Genomic DNA, 19,370 nt, shown 5'->3' with positions numbered 1-19,370 from the left:
AAAGGAGAGAAAATTAATGAATTGGTTGTTGAGAAAGTACAACCATATTCAACTATAGGAACGACAGCGACTGAAGATCTTTTTGATGAATTTGGAGTATTATTGTTGGGTAAGGGACAACAGATTACTAATAGCATAAAGGAACTTTTAGAGAAACGAGAAGTTTTCGTATGGGCTAATCGAGAAGACAAAGATTGTAAATCTGAAGAGTTAGAAGGGGGTATTTGGCGGATTTAATTTGCTCATATGTAATTTGACAAAGGGTCAGAATATGTATCAACATATAACGATAAAGGCAAACTTGGTGAGAGCCAAGGACGCAAAGCCACGGGTCTTCATTAAGCTGAAGATAGCCGGGTTACCACATAATAGCAGTTACGTCTTTGTCGTCAAGCCTTTCGCCTGGCGACTTTTTTTTGAAGGGAGGTAATTCATGTGAGTTCAATAGAACTGGTTGTCTTTAAGCTGGGGGAAGAAGAGTATGGCATCGAAATTGGTTTTGCTCAAGAAATAATCCGTATTCCAAAGCGGATTACTAAAATGCCTGATATGCCTTCATATATCGAAGGCGTCACTGATTTACGAGGAAGGGTAATCCCGATCATTGACTTAAAAATTAAGTTTGGTTTTGAGCAAACCGAACGAAGTGTTGATAGCCGTCTTCTAATACTGGATTTAGAGAATTCTTTACTGGGGATTATTGTTGATGATGTCTCAGAGGTTATAAAGATCGAGGAGCAAGCAATAGAGAGGTTGAGCGGTGAGATATCCGGTCTTAACAGCAACCGCATACAAGGAATAGCTCGAATCAATGAACGCTTAATTCTTTTATTAAATGGCCTAAAAATGAAATCGGAATTATTAATGAAATAGTAAGGAGATATTAATATGATAGCTTTAGAAGGTATTGAGTCGTGTAAAACTTTGGCCGAATTCTTGGCAAATTTAATACCCGGTGGGGTTGTGTTTGGATTAGTAGATAAAAACGAGTTTGTATGGGTAAAAGCATCTGATACGTTTACGATTGACTTTTTTACAGTTGGCAACAAATTGAGTGATGACACAACGACAATGTGTGCGATACATGAAAAAAAGGTTTTAACCCAAGATATCCCTCGAACGGTCTATGGAAAAAGAGTATCAATCGTTTCAATACCGGTAATCGATGATAATAGTGAAGCTGTAGGCGCCCTCACTATAGCTCTTCCTAAATTGCATCCTGTAGCTGCTGCTTTTGAAGATTTTGCCCCGATATTAGCGGAGATGTTTCATGAAGGGGCATTTTTATATATGTCGGACTTAACTAAAATTGCTTATACACAGCCTTCAGAAAAATTTGATATGCCGTCAATCCCAGTTGGCTATGAATTAGATAAAACGGATATCGCTTATCGGGTTATCCACTCAAAACAACCTATTATAGAAGAGATTGATGCGTCAAGATACGGTGAGCCTCTTAATATAGCTAATTATCCATTGTATGATGATAACGAAAATATTGTTGCAACGTTGGGAATTGTTACGCCCAAGAAAACTGCTGTTACACTGCGTGAAATGTCTGGTAATCTGGAAAGCAGCCTTGAAGGTATTGCTGCAGCTATACAGCAACTGGCTACATCGGCTACAGTGATACATTCCAATGAGGAAATTCTAAATTCAGATATTAATGAGATTATCAATATCTCTGAACAGATTAATGAAATATCGGCATTCATAAAAGAAATAGCGGATGAGACGAAGATGCTAGGCTTAAATGCAGCTATAGAAGCAGCGAGAGCAGGGGATGCGGGGAGAGGTTTTGGAGTTGTTGCCGAAGAAATCAGAAAACTTTCTGCACAATCTAAAAGCACAGTTCCCAAGATTAAACAATTGACGGATATAATAAAACAGAAAGTTAGTGAGGCAAGCGAGAAAAGTACTAGATCATTGGATGCCAGTCAGGGACAAGCTGCTGCTTCAGAAGAGATTACCGCGAGCATTGAGGAAATAACTTCAATGTCTGGGGAATTAAGTAATATAGCTAAGACTTTATAGAAGCTCGTACCAGAAATGGCGGGGATTACTTCTTATTGTTTAGTTTATATGGAGTTCTCAAATTTAGTTTAGTCCCTTAAATGGGGCTAAACTTTTTAGAGAAATAATATTTCTTTAATTATTAATTATCTGACGATTATCTATTTAGGTCATTATAAAATATCTAATCAAGGAGGGTCCATATGGCTATAAATGGTTTAGGCGGAAATTTTCATTTTGCTCCTTCAAAGACAATCACTATGAAATATTTACCAAAAAATGATCGACTAACTGTAATAGATCAAGGTATTAAAGTAAATGATATTGATTCACCCAATACATCCTTAAGATTTAATTGATATAAATCTTAAGGATGTATTGGGTGAAAACAATAAAATTATTACCTCAATTAATCGTTACTTTTCCAATGAATTAAATACAGTGTTCAAACTAATTCCCATAATCTTTCAAGTCCTGGTAGAAGTTAGCTAAAGCAGTATTGTAGTAAGGAATCACCCACAAAAACCCTAGACCGAGTGTTATTATTCCCAAAAGGAACCAACCTAAATAGCTTAACCATAACTTAAATAGGTCAAATTTATAGCCAGCCATCATGAGTTTGCTTTGTTTTAAGACTTCTAAGGCACTGAGTTGAGGGTTATCGCACAGAATATAATAGGCCATGGAATATCTTAGGATGGCAATAATTCCTGGTATAATAAGAAGTAGCATCCATAATAGCGTAAAAATAGTAATTAAAAGATTCAGGACAAACGTTTTAAGGAAAAATTTAAAACCGCCAAACATATCCTTGATTACTGGTCCTTCATTTCTCATCAGCTTAACGAAATAGCCTGCTACACCGAGTGTTACGGGACCTGTTAAAATGAAGGACACTAAATCACCCAGATCTGAGGAGTGGCTGGTCGTAGGGACACTAATCAGTTCACCATTCTGCCATACATTTCGTATGCTCTGAATCTCATTTCCGTTTGCATAGGCCTGCGTAAGAAGCCACGCAATAAAACATACGATAACCGCTTGGGTCCAATTGCCACTTAACTGTTCTTTAGCCCGGCGTTTTAAATCATAGCTTTCTTGTGGCATACTTTCGCCTCCTTTGAATTTTATAGATAACGAATTATACACTGTTTTCAGACTTTTTAGCAGTAGAAATCTACTCTAAATCACTGTCTTCAAAAAGAAAGATCTCTTCAATCGTTGAATTCAGAATCCGCGCCACTTTCGCAGCAAGCTTAAGTGAGGGATTGTAGTCCCCTTTTTCAAGAAAGACAATCGTTTCTCGTCTTACACCAACTTTTCTAGCCAATTGTTCTTGGGTTAGATCAAATCGTGCTCTAAGTTCCTTTATCCTTGTTTTCATTTATTCAAGATCCTTTTTATTATTCATAAATAACCAGGAAACACCAAATGAAATTGCCATCCCGAGTAAACCAAACATTAATAAATCGTCGCTATCCAAGTATTTATGAAAGGCAAGCAGTACAATCCAGATATACAGAGAAATGAAGTAGGCATAGCCAGCTGAGAACATTCTGATTTTGTAGGTTCTTTCGTCGCCACTGGGTAAGCCAGCTTTTAGATCATTGTAGGATTTTCTGAGCAATACTGAAAGAGTCCCTACCAAAAAAATCATCACTAAAATGAGTATTGTAGCCTCTGTGCTCTTACCAAGTAACCATAAATTCATGGAAAAGATGATAGTGCCGATAACAATTAATATTGAAACTAATAATAAGGTTACGAACTTAATTTTGCTAGTCATCGAGAATACCCCTTTCAGTGTTATATAAATCTAATACTATGTTATAAATATATAACATTTGCTTTGTGATGTCAATTTGATAAGGTGAAAACCTGACCTAATAAGGGTGCCTGACAGGCATCTTTTTTGCTATTTAATTTTGACATCATGCAATTACCTTGTTTACAAATGACACCGATAGTGTAAAATTACACTCAAGGAGTGTTGCTTTATATGACCAGACTTGATTTTATACAAAAATCCTCTGCAAAATTAAAACTAATTCGCATTGAAAATCAGTTTACACAGGATAAAATGGCTGACATTTTGGGTATATCCAAGAAAACCCTTGTTCAGATTGAAAAAGGCCGCTCTACTCTGGGTTGGGCGGGTTCGGTAGCCCTATGTACAATTTTTAGAAATAGTGAAATATTGGAGATGACCTTTGGAGGGGACCCACAAGATATTATCCTTTCTTTAGCCTTTAATGATTATGAACGTAAGGAAAAAACCATGGGGGGAAAGGTTTGGTGGATTAATATTAAGGGGACTGATAAATTTCGAATCCAGCAGAATATCGTCTCTGAGCACTATCGGATTCTTGATGATCAGGATAGGAGAATTTGTTCTTCCTTTGATTATGAGTTTATCAAAACGAGACTCCAGGAGCTTTCAGATGAATGTGGGGTTTGATGAAGTGGTAAAATTCATTAGGGCTTACATCAAATCGATGAGGCTTTACTACGCTTTTGTAACCGGAATTTCAGGTTGGATCGGGATGGCATTTTATGAATATATTGCGAAATCTCCCTTTCAGACAGTGGAAATAATTCCGGCAACGGAAAAAAAAGCATTAGTATTGAGCATGCTGTTTCTCAGTTGGGGGATTAACCAAATTATCAATGATTACTTAGGTTTGAAAGAGGACAGGGTTAATGCGCCTCACCGTCCGATGGTTACCGGTGAACTGGATCCAGGAAAAGCCTTGCTCTTAACGGGTGCGCTGCTGATCATCATGTTATTGATTACATATCTGTATCTGGAACCAATTGCCCTTATTCCTGCCATTGGGGGAATAGTTTTAAACATCTTATATGAGTACGCCAAAGGCTATGGCATTTTCGGTAACCTTTGCTTTGGACTGATGATTTCCATGTGTACGGCCTTCGGGTTTCTGGCAGCAGGCCCAACTCAGTCCCCGTATTTTACATCCAGCCGGGTTTCGGTGTTAATCCTAGTAGCTGTGATGAACGGATTGATGACTTTTTATACTTATTTCAAAGACTATGAAGGGGATAAGGCCACAGAAAAACGGACGCTAATCGTTTTGCTGGGGATCGAAAAATCCAGGTATCTTGCTGCAATCTCTGCTTTTCTTCCCGCAGCGATCTTTGCGTCACTATATTTTAATCATTCTATTGAAGCTAGGGTCAACACTATGTTCCTTATCCTAGCTGGACTAACGTTTTTTCAGGAACTGTGGACGGGGTATCTCTTCTATAAAAACCCCCAGGGAGAGAGAACTTATTATTCTTTGGCAACTAATTTTCGAGCCTGCATCTGTGGCCAGGCAACCCTCATCGCTCTATTTAACACAGAACTGGCCATGATCCTTTTTATAGTTTCCTATATGTTTGTAGGATTCCTATTTGACCTGCACACTGATCCTAAAGCATAAGCAAACCTTCTTCCTATGGCGTCTAACTTGAGCTGAAGCTTCGATAAACTTATTCAAGGGCTAAATTCAGCTTAGATATTCGAACCACGAACTAGGAACATCGAATATCGAATTGGAGGGTTGTTATGAAATTATTTGAACCAGCAACATTGGGCCCCTGCCGGTTGAAAAACAGACTTATCCGGTCAGCAACCTTCGAGGGTATGGCTGATCATCAAGGTTATCCACTCCCAGAATACCGCCTGTTGTATAAGACTTTAGCCTCAGGAGGCGTGGGAGGGATCATTACAGGTTTTGCGTATATCTCGTCCGAAGGAAAAGCGATGCAGCCTGGTCAGGTCAGAATAGATCGTCAGGAAATGGTCCAATACTTTTTGCCGGTTACTAATGAGGTTCATAAATACGACTGTAAGATTTTTATGCAGTTGGCTCACACTGGGAGACAGACCAGGAAAAAAGAAACAGGGCAGGATGTCTGGGGAGTGTCTAATAAAAAGTCCTTATATTTCAGGGGTTCTCCTCGGGAGTTAGCTACAGAACAAGTGTATGCACTGGTCAAACGATTTGCCGAAGCAGCAGGGTATGCTAAAGCAGCCGGATTTGACGGTGTTCAGGTTCATGCTGCCCATGGCTACCTTATCCACCAGTTTCTGCTGCCGTCAATCAATTGTAGAACCGATGAATTTGGCATTGATGCTAAGAGCAGAATCGGTACTGAATTTCTGGGCTTGGTTATCCAGGAGATCAGAAAGACCTGTGGCTATGATTTTGCCCTGTTGGTCAAGGTAAGTGGGGATGATGACTATTTTACCAAATTCACCTCTGAACAGTTTGGCAATCTGATACGATTCCTTGATACTCAAAAAGTCGATGGCTTAGAGATCAGTTATGGGACGATGGATCATGCCTTGAATATCTTTCGCGGGGAAATACCCAGCAAAGTGCTCTTACGGCATAACCCAGTGTTCAAAACCAACCATGGTATAAGAAAAATACTTCATAACTCTCTGATATTTTGTTTGATGAGGGTAAAACTCAAACCGTTTTCGCCTACTTATAATCTTGAGTACGCCAAAATAGCCAAAGCCTTAACAACTATCCCCATTCTTAGTGTGGGAGGTTTCCGGAAGGGAGTTGAGATGAGGGAGTGTCTAGAAAATGGCTTTGCCGATTTTATCAGTCTGTGCAGACCCTTTATTTGTGAACCGAACCTGGCTGAAAAGCTAAAGCAAGACTTGAACTATTCTGCCCAATGTATCAATTGTAATGTTTGTGCCATTATGTGTGATTCCGATCAACCAACACGTTGCTACCAAAAATACTCTAATTCATAATGAAAGGCCTGAACTAAAATGGAAGACAGAGTAATTTCTACCTTAAAACACATTTTAAACAAAAGGTATATGCAAATAACCCTGGAGAGTCGTTTGCGTGAAGACTTGAATGTGGATTCATTAGACTTACTGATGATTCTGGGGGATCTAGAGGATGAATTTGCGACAACCTTATCTGATGAGGATTTTTCAGATGTGGTTACTGTCAATGATATTGTCATAAAGCTAAGAGCTAGGAGGATACAAGATTATAGACATGTATTTGAATGAGTTTTATAACCGGTTTAGCCTGGATGAGCGGCTGGTCGAGGTTGCCGGTCATAATCCCTATTACCAGCGAATTGACTCTGGATTGAATGAAATAATCCTAGTGAACGAACAAACGATGATTGACCTGGCATCCAACAACTATCTGGGCCTGGCAACTGACGAGAGGGTAAAGCTGGCTGCAGTACAGGCTGTCCAAAAATATGGCGTATCACTCTGCGGCACACCCATCGCTACAGGCTACAGCGATTTGTACCAAAGGTTGGAAGGAAAATTAGCGAACTTTGTTGGCCTGGAGGAGACAATCCTTCTCCCGACCTGTTACCAGGCTAATAATGGATTATTTAGTTCTATTTCCGGCCCCCAGGATTTGATTGTAGTTGACCGATGTGCTCATTCTTCCTTGATCCAGGGAATCAAAGCGGCTGGCTGTAAAATCAGGCCCTTTCTTCATAATAATCTGGAGCATCTCGAAGGCATTTTACAGCGCTCAGCAGGGTATCGGCAGGTCTTTGTTGTGACCGAGTCGGTATTTTCTACCGAGGGCAGTGTTGCACCATTTAAAGAAATCGTGCAATTGTGTGAGAACTACCAGGCTCTGCCGGTGATTGATGATTCCCACGGCATAGGTGTATTGGGGGGATCAGGGCGTGGAATTCTTGAGGAGCAGAGGATAAGCAGATACCGAGGGATTTATACAGCGTCCTTAGGAAAGGCAATGGCTTCTTCAGGTGGTATGATCAGTGGCGAAAAAAGACTGATCGACTATCTTAAATATTACTGTCCTCACCTAGTTTATTCTACAGCCCTATCGCCAGCAGTTCTGGCTGGCACCGAAGCAGTTCTGGACATTATTCATTCTGAATTCGGAGCGCTTAAAGGTAGGCTCGTTACCTATCAACAAGAAATTTATCAAAGCTTGGTTAAAGGAGGATTTACCGTGCTGCCAGGTGAGGCCCCTATTAATTCCATTCAATGCGGCAGTAAAGAAGCAACGTTTATCCTGACCAAAATGCTTTATGACCAAGGGATTCTTTCCACCCCGTTCATTGAGCCCTCCGTCCCGATCAATGATGGACGGGTAAGGTTGATTGCTGGAGCCAATCTCAGCGAAGATTCAGTGGCCGAAGCCGCGGAAATTATCCAAAGGATCGGATGCCCATGAACTATTTTTTAATAATAAATCCCGGTTCTGGAGGGGGAAGCAAGGAAAAGATTAAGACAATCCTGGCCTTCTTTCATGACAACGGACTTCAATTTGACTATAAACTCACAGACGCCTTGGATGATGCTTATACCCTATCCGTCACAGGGAATAAATTGGGCTATGATATCATCGTTGCTGTAGGGGGAGATGGAACGATTAACCGGGTAATTAATGGGTTTTATGATACGTTGGGCCATCGAATTTCCAATTCCAAGCTGGGTGTAATTCACACCGGTTCCAGCCCTGACTTATGTAAGAGCTATAATGTACCGCTGGACATCGAGCAGGCTCTTAACACAATTCTTGCGGGAAAAAGTGAGAAAATTCCCATAGGTAAAATAACCTATACCAGTGTCAGTGACATAGAGTTGGAGGGTCTGCCTCTAAGTAAGGGAAACGAAAGAGGACATGCCCAAACGGGCTATTTTGCCTGCTGTGCCAATATCGGTCTGGGGGCCTCCATAGCCAGAGGGGCTAATAGTGGGATCAGACACTATATTGGCGATTTCGCCGGGACATTTGTCTCCTTATTTAAATCTTTGCTTAAGTATCAACCCAGTAACTTTACAGTTAGTTTTGACGGACAAGAACAGGTTCTCAAAAATGTTTACAATATCGCTGTAGGAAAGACAACTTACATAGCTTCAGGAATTAAAGTGAATAACCAGTTAAGCCTCGAGGACAGCCGTTTCTATACCTTGCTTATTAAGGATCTAAGAGTTGCTAATTGGGCCGGTGTGATCAGGAAGCTATACAGCGGAAAGAGGTTTACCAATAACAAGACCATGTCCCTCCAATACGCCTCTTCGATCGAAGTATACGGTAACAATAGAAATCCCGAATTGGAGTTTGATGGTGATCCCAGAGGGTTTCTTCCTTGTCTGATTGAAACTGCCCAAGACCCCTTAGACTTGATATGTGAGTGAGGTTCTTGATGAGTAAAGAAAAAGAAATGATTGAGGTTATCCATAAGCATTTGCCTAGGTGTGCCAGCCAGCGGAATAAGCTCTTTGAGGCCGACTCGGAAATCGTCGATTTTCATGGCCGAAGTCTTCTGTATAATCTAGATGAGTTTTCCCAAGAAGACCTATTTCGGGTAGAGGATCCCTTTGTGTTAGGCTGGAACATGGCAGTCGGCAGTATTAGCGACATCTGGGCCTCAGGGGGAAAACCTAAGTATTACGCCCATAGCTTGGTTATGCAAAATTCTTGGACGAAGGACTATGTCGAAAAATTGTCTCTCGGAATTGCTGAAGTGCTCAAGGAAGTAGGGGCTGTTTTTATCGGAGGGGATTTTGGGATCTCTAAGACCTGGCGTTATACAGGTTCGGTTATTGGGGATCTGGAGGGTCCTCCTCTGTTAAGAAGTGGGGCAACCGATGGAGACGGAATTTTTATTACTGGCCCAATCGGCAGAGGGAATGTTGAAGCCGCCCTAGTTCTGTACGCCGAAAATCCCTTAGTCAAACATCTAACGAGGAGATGGAAAAACCCCTTTCCACTGAGATGCCAAGAGGCAGAGATGATAAAACAACACAGCCGCTGCTGCATTGATACCAGTGATGGAGTCTTTAATGCCCTCAAGGCTGTTTCGGAGATGAGCGGGACGGGTTTTGTCGTAGGCAACCTGCCCTATGTGAAAAGTGGCTTATTACTGGCGAAGGCCCTTAACGTACCTAAAGAACTGCTGTTCTTAGGTGAATGCGGAGAGTACGAATTGCTTTTTACTCTAAGAAAAGAAGCTGAAGAAGAGTTTTTAAATGAAGCCCAGGAGAACAACTTGAAGTTCTATAAAATCGGTCAAGTAAGAGAAGATGGCACAAAATCACTTCAGGAGAGAGGTAGGGAAATTGATTTAGCCACCTACGCTTTAAGTGCTAGAGATTTCCCATATCCTAAAGACTATTTGCAAGCTGTCGTAAATTTCTTAAGTTAGACCTCCAACTGCCCTAACAACTCTAAGAGCGAATGAATATGACTTGTGCTATAGACCTTCCTCATGAAGTCACAATGTTCAGCTTTAGCTGAATGAGTTCATTTGAGACCCGAAAGACTACAAGCACTCGAACTTCGAACCTCCAATTTCGAACCTCGATTAAGGGGGGACAATGTGCAACGAAGAGTTGTAATTACCGGACTAGGACCGGCTACAGCCATAGGGATTGGTAAAAAGGATTTCTCTACAGGTATTTTTACCTTAAAAACGTGTATAGCGGAAATCCCGAATAGTTATGAGCTGAACTATACCTTCAAATCCCGCTATTTCGTACCTAAACCGGAGTTTACCTTGAGCAAATTTGGAATCCATAAATCACTTGAAGGATTGATGGAGGAGTCCTCGAAAATCTCCGTCCTATGCACGATGCTGGCTTTGGAGGATGCGGGCTTTAAGATTAGTGATGCTGAGAAATACTGGCAGGTTGAGGGTCTGGAAGACTCTGGTATCATAATGGGCATTGGGATGAGTAGTCTTCAGACTGCCTTAGAAGCCTACTCCGCCCATACGGCTGAGACTGATAACTCTGCATCTGCATCATGCTCTGGATCGGGATCTGATCTTAATCCTCACAAACCCCGCTACAACCGAATGGTTATTCCGATGCTGATGACCAATTCTCCTGCCGCCTGGATATCGATACTATTTGGCCTTAAAGGGTTCAGTTATACTCTTAATGCGGCCTGTGCCTCGGGGAGCTATGCCCTGGGTGAGGCCTACAGAACTATTTTATCCGGCAGATGTGATGTAATTCTAGCGGGAGGCATTGAAGCCTTAGTAGAAAAGAACGGCGGAATTATGAGGGGCTTTGACATGCTGTCAACCCTCACGAGAGCGAAGGACGGGAGGCCTCAGCCCTTCTCCCAAGAGAGAAGTGGGTTTCTATTTAATGAAGGAGCCGGCTGCGTTTTAGTCTTAGAGGAACTAGAAAAGGCCAGAGAAAGAGGGGCCCACATATATGCGGAGATTGTTGGGTATGAATCCTGTAGCGATGCTTACAGTATTGTCCAAATGGATCCCTCCGGGGACAGTATCTCTTGCCTTCTTCAGAAGATCACCAGCGGAATCAAGCTGGACTATCTAAATGCCCATGGTACAGGCACAATTGCCAACGATGACATTGAAGCCAAAGTAATCCAACGAATTTTCGGATCTAAAAATGCTCAACCATATATCAATTCCACTAAGGGTATCCTGGGCCACAGCATCGGAGCCAGCGGTGCTCTTGAGGTGGCAGTCATGGCCCTATCCATCAAAGAGTCAAGAATCCATGGAAACTTAACGTCTGCCCCTTTAAATAATCTAAATCTTCCTCTAGAGACCCTTGCAACTTCGATTAACTATGCTCTTTCAGCTTCTTACGGTTTCGGTGGGCATAATGCTTTAATTCTTCTGAAGAGGTATGACGATAATGAATAAAGTCATGATTACGGGAGCGACAGGATTTATTGGTAGTCACATTACAAGAGCCTTCTGCGAAAATGGGGTCCAGGTTGGCTGTTTGATCAGAAAGGGCAGCAGCCCTGCTAACCTAGAAGGGCTACCCGTAGAGTTTAGGATCGGTGATATCAAAAATACCAGGGATTTGACCACGGCTTTCATCGGCTATGACTGGGTTATTCACAATGCTGCCAAAGTAGCCGATTGGGGGGATTACGATGATTTTTATCAGACTAATGTAACGGGCACAATCAATGTACTGACGGCCTGTGTTCAGGCCGGAATTAAAAACATCCTCATGACAGGCTCCAATTCCGTTTATGGAGAAGAGAATAGTCCTATCGTTAAAGATGAAAGCTCGCCCTATAATTCTCATTACCGCTACTTCGGAGACCACCTTTTCCCCTGTAAGTTGAATTACTATCGTGATACCAAAGCTCTAGCCAAAAAAGAGGCCTTAGCCTTTGCAGCCACGCTGGACTTAAACCTGACTATTATAGAGCCAGTTTGGGTCTATGGAGAGCGGGAATTGAACGGAGGGTTTTATGAATACCTCAAAACTGCCAAGGCTGGAATTCCCTTGGTACCAGGAGCAAAGCAGAATAAATTCCATGTCATCTATGCAGGAGACCTAGCTAAAGCTTATGTCTCGGCCTACACCAAACAGCTGGCAGGTCTAAACTGCATCCTTGTCGGGAATGAACAGGTTGAAAGCATGGACAAAATCTATCGATTATTCTGTTCTGAGGCAGGACTAAAAAAGCCAGGCAATCTTCCCAAGGCCCTGACCTATCCCGTCGCTTTGCTCATGGAGTTTTTATACACTATTGTTAATTCCCCGAGCCCCCCGCTTCTGACTAGGGGAAGGGTAAATATGTTCTATGACAATATTGAGTTTTCAGTGGAAAAGGCTAGCCGGATTCTCGGGTTCAGAACTTCCTTCAGCCTAGAGGAAGGTATTAAACGAACGGTCTCATGGTATAAAGAACAAGGTCTGATCTAAAAGAAGATTCATTATAGGATTTGAAATGGGGTTGGTCCGTGATTAAGGTATGCTATCTTACCCATTGGCAAAAAACAGTCTTGAACTTGAAACTTAAAGTAAGGATCTTTTTTCATTATATCCCGGTGCTTTGGAAAGGGGATATATCCTTAAAACGGTTTATCCTTCTCTTAAAAAGGCTGTTACTTTTTTTGTCCAGGATGCAGCATAATAAATTTGTCACAATCAATGGCAAGACTAGGTTAGGACTTTATGTACCAGGTTTTCCATCCCCGGCTTTTTACACTGCCTGTCAAAAATTTAGTCAATTCTCGGAAAAAATGCCCTGTACAACGGTCTTATTATCGATTACGTCCGCCTGCCCCTATAACTGCAATTACTGTTACCAGAAACTTGATAAAGGTCAGGATGTCAAGATAGAGACTCTGATCAGGACAGTAAGCAAGCTTCAAGAGATGGGGATTGCTTTTTTTAATATTGAGGGTGGAGAGCCGTTTTTGGTCTTTGATCGATTAAAGAGGGTTTGTTCAGTCATTGATGCTCGGTCAGAAATCTGGATAAATTCCACGGGTGCTGGTATGACTAGGGAAAGGCTTATGGAACTTAACTATTTGAACGTGACAGCTATTATGTTTTCCCTGCACAGCCCCGATGCTGATTCTTTCAACCGGTTTATGGGGAGTAATTCAGCCTGGAATACTATGCTGGACGGAGTCAAGATGTGTCATAATGTCGGTCTGCCCGTGGCGTTTAATATCTGCCTTATGAGAGACGATTTTTATAACGGGACCTTCGAACAAATTATGGATTTAGTCAGGGACTTAAAAGCTTGTCTGATCCAGATAATTAAGCCCAAACCAGCAGGAGGGTGGCTGGAAAAAGGAGATATTGTGTTCTCTCCAGAGGACCTTGCTTATATTAAGACTAAGGTAAATCAATACAATTTGCAGGAAGAGTTCTCAGGGTATCCAGCCATTTCGGCCCAGATAATTGAAGAAGACAAAGGGGTTTTCGGCTGTACGGCCGGTGGCATCGATCGATTTTATATTAATGCCAAGGGAGATTTACAGCCCTGTGAGTTTCTAAACATATCTTTTGGTAATATCGCGGTGGATAATTTCGAGGATATCTATCAAAAAATGCGCGATTGCTTCGCCTGGGGTGGAGACTGTTATTTATGCGAAAGCTGCTCTAAAACGATTCATAAAATTTATCTGGAGAATAATCTAAAGTCCCTACCGCTTCCTCCCGAGCTGTCAGAAAAGATCTACAGTTCTTGGGACCGGGGGAGAAGAACGGATTTGTATGAAAGGTTGGAGAAGATTAAGTAGTTTAGGGCGTGGATCTATCTGCTTCCGTGGACGGAGCACGTTAAAAGCATCGTTCGCCTCGATAGAATACACACCACAATATATTGTGGCAACCAGTAATGCTTAGCACAATATATTGGTTTTGGAAAATGTTTCCCCAGGAACATTTCGCCTATTAAATTTTACCATTCCTTTATCTAAGCACTAATAGTGCTTAAACACATATCTATTACCATGAGAAATTATGTGGTAGTATAATATAACACTAATTAAAGAATGGAGATACCATTCAAACCAATGAAGCTATGCTTAAGATGTTTGGCTTAAATGTAGTTAATACCATTTTACTAACGGGCGGCAGAGACCCCAACACAGCAGCTAATAATAAAGAACTTTTATTAAAAGCTTATGAAGCTGGAAAAGCAATCTAGCCGACCTTCTATAGTACGCTTCGCGAAGTAACCGGCCAACCAGACTGGGATCAACCCCCAATTTTGGGCCAGTAGGGTTGGCTTCTTAATGGATTTTATTGGAACAAAGTAGGGCATTTCTACCAGGACCTTTTCACTGGAGTAAATGCTCTTTGTGCTCGTGGTGAAGGAAGATAGCTAAAAAGTTGTTACTAGAACATATTACACTCACCGGAGCGTTATGGGCGCCACCGAACCGTACTTGATGAACTTATTTGGACTTCAGCATTTTAAATTTGCTCAACTTGGTCTCATGCCATTTGGGGCAAAGATATACTAAATATAGAAGATTTGAAAGGAGTCATTTGATGAAATCGGATACTGCTATTGAATGTTTTTCATCAGGATTTAACTGTGCTCAAGCTGTATTTTCTACATACTGTGATGACTTAGGATTAGAGAAGGAAATGGCCAAAAGAATTGCTTGTGGTTTCGGGGCTGGTATGGGATATATCGGTGAAACATGCGGAGCGGTAACAGGAGCCATAATGTTGATTGGTTTGAAATATGGAAAAGTCAATATTGAAGATAATGCTGCAAAAGATAAAACCTACGATCTCGTTAAAGAGTTTACCAAAAGATTTAAAGCTATAAATAGCTCTGTAAAATGTAAGGATTTGCTAGGTTTTGATCTTAGTGTTCCGGAAGATCTGGATAGTGTAAAAGAAAAGCAACTATTCAGCATACTTTGTCCCAAGTTCGTCAGAGATTCGTCTGAAATAATAGAAGAATTATTAGAGGTATCCGAGTAATGAGGTTTCTATTTATTGTGGTTTGACAAGTATCTACATAAGGGAAATAGTGCATCCAATTCATAGCGTAGTCACCGCCGGGGCAGATACATGCTGTAACATTCGTTTTCTTACGAAAATACGACTCGCTTTGGGTATTTTCATTCCTCCCTGTGAACTGACATGTTCATGAACGAAAGCTTGATATTAAATAATAAAGCCTAACCAGCGGTCAAGTAAGTGTCTTGCGTGGTACGGGGTTCTGTGGGGGGGGCGTGTTGTAAAATGTAGGTGCGAGTTAGCAGGAAAGGAATAATAGAAATGAAAACTATCGGTTTGATTGGTGGAATGAGTTGGGAATCAACGGCTACCTATTATCTTGAAATAAACCGTTACATTAACCAAAAATTAGGTGGATATCATAGCGCAAAGTGTATTTTATATAATATTCAATATCAGGATATAAAGGATGTTCATAAAAATGGTGATTGGGATCGTGCTGGCGACATTTTGTCGGAAGCGGCGTTATCACTGAAAATGGGTGGGGCTGATTTTATAATACTAGCTACCAACACTATGCATATTGTGGCACCAAGAATCAAAGCAGCAGTTAATCTTCCTTTTTTACACATAGCAGAAGTTACAGCGGATCGGCTCCTTCGGGATGAGATAAAAATAGCTGCCTTATTAGGCACACGCTTTACCATGGAAAAGGACTTCTATAAAAAGATGTTAGAGGATCGTGGTATCAATGTCCTGATTCCCGACAAGGACCAAATTGATAAAATCCATAAAATTATAAACAAAGAGTTGATTCTAGGTAAAATCGAACCTTCATCACGTGAATGTTTCGAGAGCATTATCCATTCACTCCATAATCGAGGAGCACAAGGAGTTATTCTGGGATGCACAGAAATAGGTCTTCTGATCAAGCAGAAAGACAGTATTTTGCCAATATATGACACGGCGCTTTTACATGCGGATGCTGCAGCAGATTATGCACTAAATGAGTAATTTACATAACTGTATGGATAAATCCCCCCGCCTTGCGCCTTGAGTTCAAGAAGAACGTGTGGTTTTAATAACCGCCTTGATAAAGCCTAGCCAACAGCAAGTACTGATTCTTTCTAACAAGAAGGTCCCATGAGTTGGGTTGGGTGGTTATTGTGAAGGGACGCAGTTGAATTTAGACTAAATATATTTATTTACCGGAGCTTTTTGGTGCTTTGGTTATTTGTCATGTCTTCAAATAAATAGGACCGCATTGATAAATATGGAATACATGGTAAAATAATAATAATCGGATTAGTACCTGGTACCAATTACAATTACCTAAGGACATATGGAGGACAAAGAGTTTGTTTGTCATGGCGGAAAGCGTAGCTATGCAGATTAGGTTCGATACATTTAAAGTTGGAGGATAATTATGGACGAATTAACATTTCAACAATTTTTGTATGAGCAAATACCAATAACTGAAGAAAATGAAGTTCGAGGTTATTAAGTTCGAACCTTCCAGTGTAAAAATGCTGGCTAGGCTAGAGCCTAACTTTAATCATAAATGTACTGCATTTGCGGGTAGTATTAATAGTTTGATGACGCTATGCGGATGGGGTGTTGTTTTTGCTAATGTTAAAGAATTTTCTTCAAATTCACATATTGTAATCCAAAGGAGTAATATTGAATATCTATTTCCTATTGAAAAGAACTTCATAGCAGAGTGCAATCTAGATAATAAACATGACATAAAAAAGTTGCAATACACATTCAACAAATTCAATCGTGCTCGAATTAAGTTGAATGTGTATTGCAAAGATGAAAATAAGTTATTATCAAAATTTGAAGGACAATATGTAGTTTTTAGTTAGCTTTTGATCTAAGCTAATGCATTCTTGCTAACATTGAATAATGCTATGCTCGGGGAGAAGTGGGTGCCAGATATTGAGCATGTTAAGTAGTTAAAACTCTATATATTATGCCCATAGCCTACAACAATTCAAAGATAGTACTTATTAGGTAAAATAGTGTTGGCAGGGTGGTCTTGACTCACACCTTACCGTCTCTTTTTGTAAATAATGGGGAAACTCCGAAGAACAGAAATTTTGGGGTTGCCCCGTTATTTATTTATAGAAATCTTGAGTTCCGTTCATTTATGAATTTCTTTCGAGTCCGATGTGGCAGTTCCACGCACGTTGGCATTACTTCATTGGCATTCAATTCATCAACAGGCGTTTCATAGATGACATAAAGGTAAACAGAAATTTGGAGGGTCGATATATCAAATATTATCTGTGTAAAACGAAGGTTGCGATGAATCTTTTTCACACAACATAACTTTTCTACTTTGCAATTCGACAAAAATAAAGTATTATAAAGAAATTAAACACCTTTGCCTGTTTCTATATCAAACAGGTAATGGTGTATTTTCTTTTTGGGGGGAAATATGAAAAAAGCTACGTTTTATACAGAATTAGCATACCTTTTTGGCATTGCCGGTTTGGCACTTGGAACCGCTTTTATGGAAAAGGCCAACATGGGTATTTCCATGGTGGTTGCTCCGGCATATCTGATTTATTTGAAATTATCAAAGGTTTGGACTTTCGTGACCTTCGGAATGGCAGAGTATTCATTACAGGTAGTCCTTCTTGTTATCATGGTTATAACCTTAAGAAAGTTTAAGGTATCCTATTTGTTTTCATTTGTCACAGCAATCATTTACGGTTTTACACTTGACGGCTGTATGGCGCTGGTTGCTAATATCGACACTTCAACTTTTGCCACAGGTATCGAATTTTATATTATTGGTTTAGTTCTATGTGCTATTGGCGTTGCATTCATTTTTCATACTTACATTGCACCTGAAGTGTATGAGCTGTTTGTGAAGGAGGTATCCATTAAGACGCATAGTAATATTAATCATTTTAAGATTGGATATGACTGTTTCAGCTGCCTGGTTGGAATTATATTGTCGTTTCTTTTTTTTGGACTTTTCCATTTTGAAGGTGTGAAGCTTGGTACGATAATATGTGCCTTAGTCAATGGAAGAATTATTGGCACAATTAGCCATTTAATGGAAAAACATCTGAATTTCATTGATGCTCTTCCTTTAAGAAAATATTTTTAGTAAGAAATTGTTGTTGTAGTCCATAGTCTTTTAATGTTTAATAATTGACTGATGTTATATATCATCGATGAGCACCTGCCGTATGCGAGGCTAACTTGCATACGGCTTATTATTTTTTCGGGAGATTTATGCTATGTGGAATATGCTATGGCCAATTCTGATTGTTGTTGCTGCAAATGCAATTTACAACAGCAGTGCAAAATCAACACCAACAAATATCAATTCGTTTGCTTCGCTTTCTGTTACTTAACTAATAGCTATGATTTGTTCAATAATTATGTATTTTGTTACTAGTGAAAAGAAAAATCTTTTACTGGAATTATCAAAATCGAATTGGACTATATATGCTCTCGGAGTTGCAATCGTTGGCTTGGAGTTTGGGTTTCTATGTGTTTATCGTGCTGGATGGAAAATAAGGAGAAGCTTCTGGCAAGTGATAAGTACTATTTCAAAACATTGCAGCCATCTATGCTTGCAGAGAATATGGCGGTCGTTTATGTTATATTTGATAAGTCCACAGACGAAGTTTGTTGGCGCGTTCACGGCGGGGTATTTTCTAACTATGCTGATTTACAAAATAATAGGCCGCCCGTCAGAGCCGGTATCGTATGTACTTTACGGACTTATATTACTTGCCGTGTTAGCGTTGGAATTTTTCGCGTTTTTCTTTATAATCCGACATGCTCAGCAAGGAAAAGAACATGACTGGTTGCATGATAGCTTTTTTAAGGTTGCCTCCGACGCCATGAGTCGAATTGCGTGTGGGGATTTTAGGCGGAGGTTTTGCTTGAACTGCCGTGGTATTTTATAGCTCTTTTGAGCGGACAGAACACGTTGAGACCGTAATAGTGCTATATTTATAGTTTCTGAAAGCCTTGGTATCAGCAAGTTTGAGAAGGTGCATAGTCTTTTTGGAGTGACAGGGTGATTGTGGGAATAGTAAGGTCTGGCTTGCTTGTTGTTTCATGAATATTTCATTTGTTAGAAGGGGATTGAGGAAATATGCGGAATATTTAGTATAAAGATTTATAG

22 protein-coding genes, 1 pseudogene and 1 riboswitch are annotated in these 19,370 nt (G+C 40.4%); of the genes and pseudogenes, 20 read left to right on the top strand and 3 right to left on the bottom strand.

The window, feature by feature from the left end; genetic code table 11:
• The 4 genes and pseudogenes from DOT_RS30665 to DOT_RS30660 all read left to right on the top strand — a co-directional run.
• A pseudogene (locus DOT_RS30665) lies at positions 1 to 237 on the top strand (hypothetical protein); the annotation flags it as partial.
• A 47-nt stretch (positions 238 to 284) separates the two neighbouring features.
• Positions 285 to 366, top strand: a riboswitch (cyclic di-GMP riboswitch).
• A gap of 69 nt (positions 367 to 435) precedes the next feature.
• Positions 436 to 873 carry a chemotaxis protein CheW gene (locus tag DOT_RS18865; RefSeq protein WP_009622207.1) on the top strand — a complete coding sequence of 146 codons (438 nt, stop codon included), beginning with the start codon at positions 436 to 438 and terminating at the stop codon, positions 871 to 873.
• A 15-nt stretch (positions 874 to 888) separates the two neighbouring features.
• Complete coding sequence (locus DOT_RS32490) at positions 889 to 2,034, top strand: methyl-accepting chemotaxis protein (RefSeq protein ID WP_009622206.1); 1,146 nt, start codon at positions 889 to 891, stop codon at positions 2,032 to 2,034.
• 182 nt (positions 2,035 to 2,216) lie between these two features.
• Positions 2,217 to 2,372: a hypothetical protein gene (locus DOT_RS30660; RefSeq protein ID WP_009622204.1), complete on the top strand. Its 156-nt coding sequence runs from the start codon at positions 2,217 to 2,219 to the stop codon at positions 2,370 to 2,372.
• Positions 2,373 to 2,463: 91 nt separating this feature from the next.
• Here DOT_RS30660 and DOT_RS18855 read toward each other — a convergent pair whose 3' ends face one another.
• The 3 genes from DOT_RS18855 to DOT_RS18845 all read right to left on the bottom strand — a co-directional run bounded on the left by DOT_RS18855 (position 2,464) and on the right by DOT_RS18845 (position 3,799).
• Positions 2,464 to 3,120, bottom strand: a complete 657-nt coding sequence (locus DOT_RS18855) for a DUF975 family protein (RefSeq protein WP_009622202.1) — start codon at positions 3,118 to 3,120, stop codon at positions 2,464 to 2,466.
• Positions 3,121 to 3,190: 70 nt separating this feature from the next.
• Positions 3,191 to 3,397: a helix-turn-helix transcriptional regulator gene (locus tag DOT_RS18850; RefSeq protein ID WP_009622200.1), complete on the bottom strand. Its 207-nt coding sequence runs from the start codon at positions 3,395 to 3,397 to the stop codon at positions 3,191 to 3,193.
• Positions 3,398 to 3,799, bottom strand: a complete 402-nt coding sequence (locus tag DOT_RS18845; protein WP_009622198.1) for a hypothetical protein — start codon at positions 3,797 to 3,799, stop codon at positions 3,398 to 3,400. It abuts the gene before it with no gap.
• Between the two features lie 213 nt (positions 3,800 to 4,012).
• On the opposite strand from DOT_RS18845, the gene DOT_RS18840 reads away from it, so the two are divergent.
• From DOT_RS18840 to DOT_RS27920, 16 genes are all read left to right on the top strand, one after another.
• Complete coding sequence (locus DOT_RS18840; RefSeq protein WP_009622196.1) at positions 4,013 to 4,471, top strand: helix-turn-helix transcriptional regulator; 459 nt, start codon at positions 4,013 to 4,015, stop codon at positions 4,469 to 4,471.
• On the top strand, positions 4,419 to 5,456 hold the full coding sequence (locus DOT_RS18835; RefSeq protein WP_242833868.1) for a UbiA family prenyltransferase: 1,038 nt from the start codon (positions 4,419 to 4,421) through the stop codon (positions 5,454 to 5,456). Before DOT_RS18840 ends, DOT_RS18835 begins: the two co-directional genes overlap by 53 nt.
• A 125-nt stretch (positions 5,457 to 5,581) precedes the next feature.
• The gene (locus DOT_RS18830; protein WP_009622192.1) at positions 5,582 to 6,790 is read left to right on the top strand and encodes an NADH:flavin oxidoreductase; all 1,209 of its coding nucleotides are present in this window, start codon (positions 5,582 to 5,584) and stop codon (positions 6,788 to 6,790) included.
• An 18-nt stretch (positions 6,791 to 6,808) separates the two neighbouring features.
• Positions 6,809 to 7,060, top strand: a complete 252-nt coding sequence (locus DOT_RS18825; protein ID WP_009622190.1) for an acyl carrier protein — start codon at positions 6,809 to 6,811, stop codon at positions 7,058 to 7,060.
• Positions 7,047 to 8,222, top strand: coding sequence for a pyridoxal phosphate-dependent aminotransferase family protein (locus DOT_RS18820; RefSeq protein WP_009622188.1), 1,176 nt, complete (start codon positions 7,047 to 7,049; stop codon positions 8,220 to 8,222). The genes DOT_RS18825 and DOT_RS18820 overlap by 14 nt, the downstream gene beginning before the upstream one ends.
• Positions 8,219 to 9,190, top strand: a complete 972-nt coding sequence (locus DOT_RS18815; protein ID WP_009622186.1) for a diacylglycerol kinase family protein — start codon at positions 8,219 to 8,221, stop codon at positions 9,188 to 9,190. Before DOT_RS18820 ends, DOT_RS18815 begins: the two co-directional genes overlap by 4 nt.
• A gap of 8 nt (positions 9,191 to 9,198) precedes the next feature.
• On the top strand, positions 9,199 to 10,200 hold the full coding sequence (locus DOT_RS18810; RefSeq protein ID WP_009622184.1) for an AIR synthase related protein: 1,002 nt from the start codon (positions 9,199 to 9,201) through the stop codon (positions 10,198 to 10,200).
• A gap of 174 nt (positions 10,201 to 10,374) precedes the next feature.
• The gene (locus DOT_RS18805) at positions 10,375 to 11,679 is read left to right on the top strand and encodes a beta-ketoacyl-[acyl-carrier-protein] synthase family protein (RefSeq protein WP_009622182.1); all 1,305 of its coding nucleotides are present in this window, start codon (positions 10,375 to 10,377) and stop codon (positions 11,677 to 11,679) included.
• On the top strand, positions 11,672 to 12,703 hold the full coding sequence (locus tag DOT_RS18800) for an NAD-dependent epimerase/dehydratase family protein (protein ID WP_009622179.1): 1,032 nt from the start codon (positions 11,672 to 11,674) through the stop codon (positions 12,701 to 12,703). The genes DOT_RS18805 and DOT_RS18800 overlap by 8 nt, the downstream gene beginning before the upstream one ends.
• A 38-nt stretch (positions 12,704 to 12,741) precedes the next feature.
• Positions 12,742 to 14,034 (top strand): radical SAM protein, encoded by a 1,293-nt coding sequence (locus DOT_RS18795; protein WP_040412853.1) that lies wholly within the window; start codon positions 12,742 to 12,744, stop codon positions 14,032 to 14,034.
• A gap of 284 nt (positions 14,035 to 14,318) precedes the next feature.
• Positions 14,319 to 14,444 carry a hypothetical protein gene (locus tag DOT_RS32485; RefSeq protein WP_282433474.1) on the top strand — a complete coding sequence of 42 codons (126 nt, stop codon included), beginning with the start codon at positions 14,319 to 14,321 and terminating at the stop codon, positions 14,442 to 14,444.
• A 347-nt stretch (positions 14,445 to 14,791) separates the two neighbouring features.
• Positions 14,792 to 15,235 (top strand): C-GCAxxG-C-C family protein, encoded by a 444-nt coding sequence (locus DOT_RS18790; RefSeq protein WP_009622172.1) that lies wholly within the window; start codon positions 14,792 to 14,794, stop codon positions 15,233 to 15,235.
• A gap of 300 nt (positions 15,236 to 15,535) precedes the next feature.
• On the top strand, positions 15,536 to 16,228 hold the full coding sequence (locus DOT_RS18785; protein WP_009622170.1) for an aspartate/glutamate racemase family protein: 693 nt from the start codon (positions 15,536 to 15,538) through the stop codon (positions 16,226 to 16,228).
• A gap of 470 nt (positions 16,229 to 16,698) precedes the next feature.
• On the top strand, positions 16,699 to 17,082 hold the full coding sequence (locus tag DOT_RS18780) for a YiiD C-terminal domain-containing protein (protein ID WP_009622168.1): 384 nt from the start codon (positions 16,699 to 16,701) through the stop codon (positions 17,080 to 17,082).
• A gap of 575 nt (positions 17,083 to 17,657) precedes the next feature.
• The gene (locus tag DOT_RS18775; RefSeq protein WP_009622160.1) at positions 17,658 to 18,338 is read left to right on the top strand and encodes a DUF6198 family protein; all 681 of its coding nucleotides are present in this window, start codon (positions 17,658 to 17,660) and stop codon (positions 18,336 to 18,338) included.
• Between the two features lie 496 nt (positions 18,339 to 18,834).
• Positions 18,835 to 19,149 carry a hypothetical protein gene (locus DOT_RS27920; protein WP_009622156.1) on the top strand — a complete coding sequence of 105 codons (315 nt, stop codon included), beginning with the start codon at positions 18,835 to 18,837 and terminating at the stop codon, positions 19,147 to 19,149.
• Positions 19,150 to 19,370 lie beyond the last annotated feature (221 nt).

The organism is Desulfosporosinus sp. OT (assembly GCF_000224515.1).
Lineage (GTDB): Bacteria > Bacillota > Desulfitobacteriia > Desulfitobacteriales > Desulfitobacteriaceae > Desulfosporosinus.
Note: the sequence above shows the minus strand (reverse complement) of the source record. Positions and strands in the feature narration are given on the sequence as shown.

Bases quoted from the DNA above. Each gene is read 5' to 3' on its own strand.
- DOT_RS18780 (WP_009622168.1), top strand. From the start codon at position 16,699: ATGAAGTTCGAGGTTATTAAGTTCGAACCTTCCAGTGTAAAAATGCTG.
- DOT_RS18820 (WP_009622188.1), top strand. From the start codon at position 7,047: ATGTATTTGAATGAGTTTTATAACCGGTTTAGCCTGGATGAGCGGCTG.
- DOT_RS27920 (WP_009622156.1), top strand. From the start codon at position 18,835: ATGTTATATTTGATAAGTCCACAGACGAAGTTTGTTGGCGCGTTCACG.
- DOT_RS32485 (WP_282433474.1), top strand. From the start codon at position 14,319: ATGCTTAAGATGTTTGGCTTAAATGTAGTTAATACCATTTTACTAACG.
- DOT_RS18815 (WP_009622186.1), top strand. From the start codon at position 8,219: ATGAACTATTTTTTAATAATAAATCCCGGTTCTGGAGGGGGAAGCAAG.
- DOT_RS18800 (WP_009622179.1), top strand. From the start codon at position 11,672: ATGAATAAAGTCATGATTACGGGAGCGACAGGATTTATTGGTAGTCAC.
- DOT_RS32490 (WP_009622206.1), top strand. From the start codon at position 889: ATGATAGCTTTAGAAGGTATTGAGTCGTGTAAAACTTTGGCCGAATTC.
- DOT_RS18785 (WP_009622170.1), top strand. From the start codon at position 15,536: ATGAAAACTATCGGTTTGATTGGTGGAATGAGTTGGGAATCAACGGCT.
- DOT_RS18830 (WP_009622192.1), top strand. From the start codon at position 5,582: ATGAAATTATTTGAACCAGCAACATTGGGCCCCTGCCGGTTGAAAAAC.
- DOT_RS18835 (WP_242833868.1), top strand. From the start codon at position 4,419: ATGAGTTTATCAAAACGAGACTCCAGGAGCTTTCAGATGAATGTGGGG.
- DOT_RS18840 (WP_009622196.1), top strand. From the start codon at position 4,013: ATGACCAGACTTGATTTTATACAAAAATCCTCTGCAAAATTAAAACTA.
- DOT_RS18775 (WP_009622160.1), top strand. From the start codon at position 17,658: ATGAAAAAAGCTACGTTTTATACAGAATTAGCATACCTTTTTGGCATT.
- DOT_RS18825 (WP_009622190.1), top strand. From the start codon at position 6,809: ATGGAAGACAGAGTAATTTCTACCTTAAAACACATTTTAAACAAAAGG.
- DOT_RS18810 (WP_009622184.1), top strand. From the start codon at position 9,199: ATGAGTAAAGAAAAAGAAATGATTGAGGTTATCCATAAGCATTTGCCT.
- DOT_RS30660 (WP_009622204.1), top strand. From the start codon at position 2,217: ATGGCTATAAATGGTTTAGGCGGAAATTTTCATTTTGCTCCTTCAAAG.
- DOT_RS18850 (WP_009622200.1), bottom strand. From the start codon at position 3,397: ATGAAAACAAGGATAAAGGAACTTAGAGCACGATTTGATCTAACCCAA.
- DOT_RS18845 (WP_009622198.1), bottom strand. From the start codon at position 3,799: ATGACTAGCAAAATTAAGTTCGTAACCTTATTATTAGTTTCAATATTA.
- DOT_RS18855 (WP_009622202.1), bottom strand. From the start codon at position 3,120: ATGCCACAAGAAAGCTATGATTTAAAACGCCGGGCTAAAGAACAGTTA.
- DOT_RS18790 (WP_009622172.1), top strand. From the start codon at position 14,792: ATGAAATCGGATACTGCTATTGAATGTTTTTCATCAGGATTTAACTGT.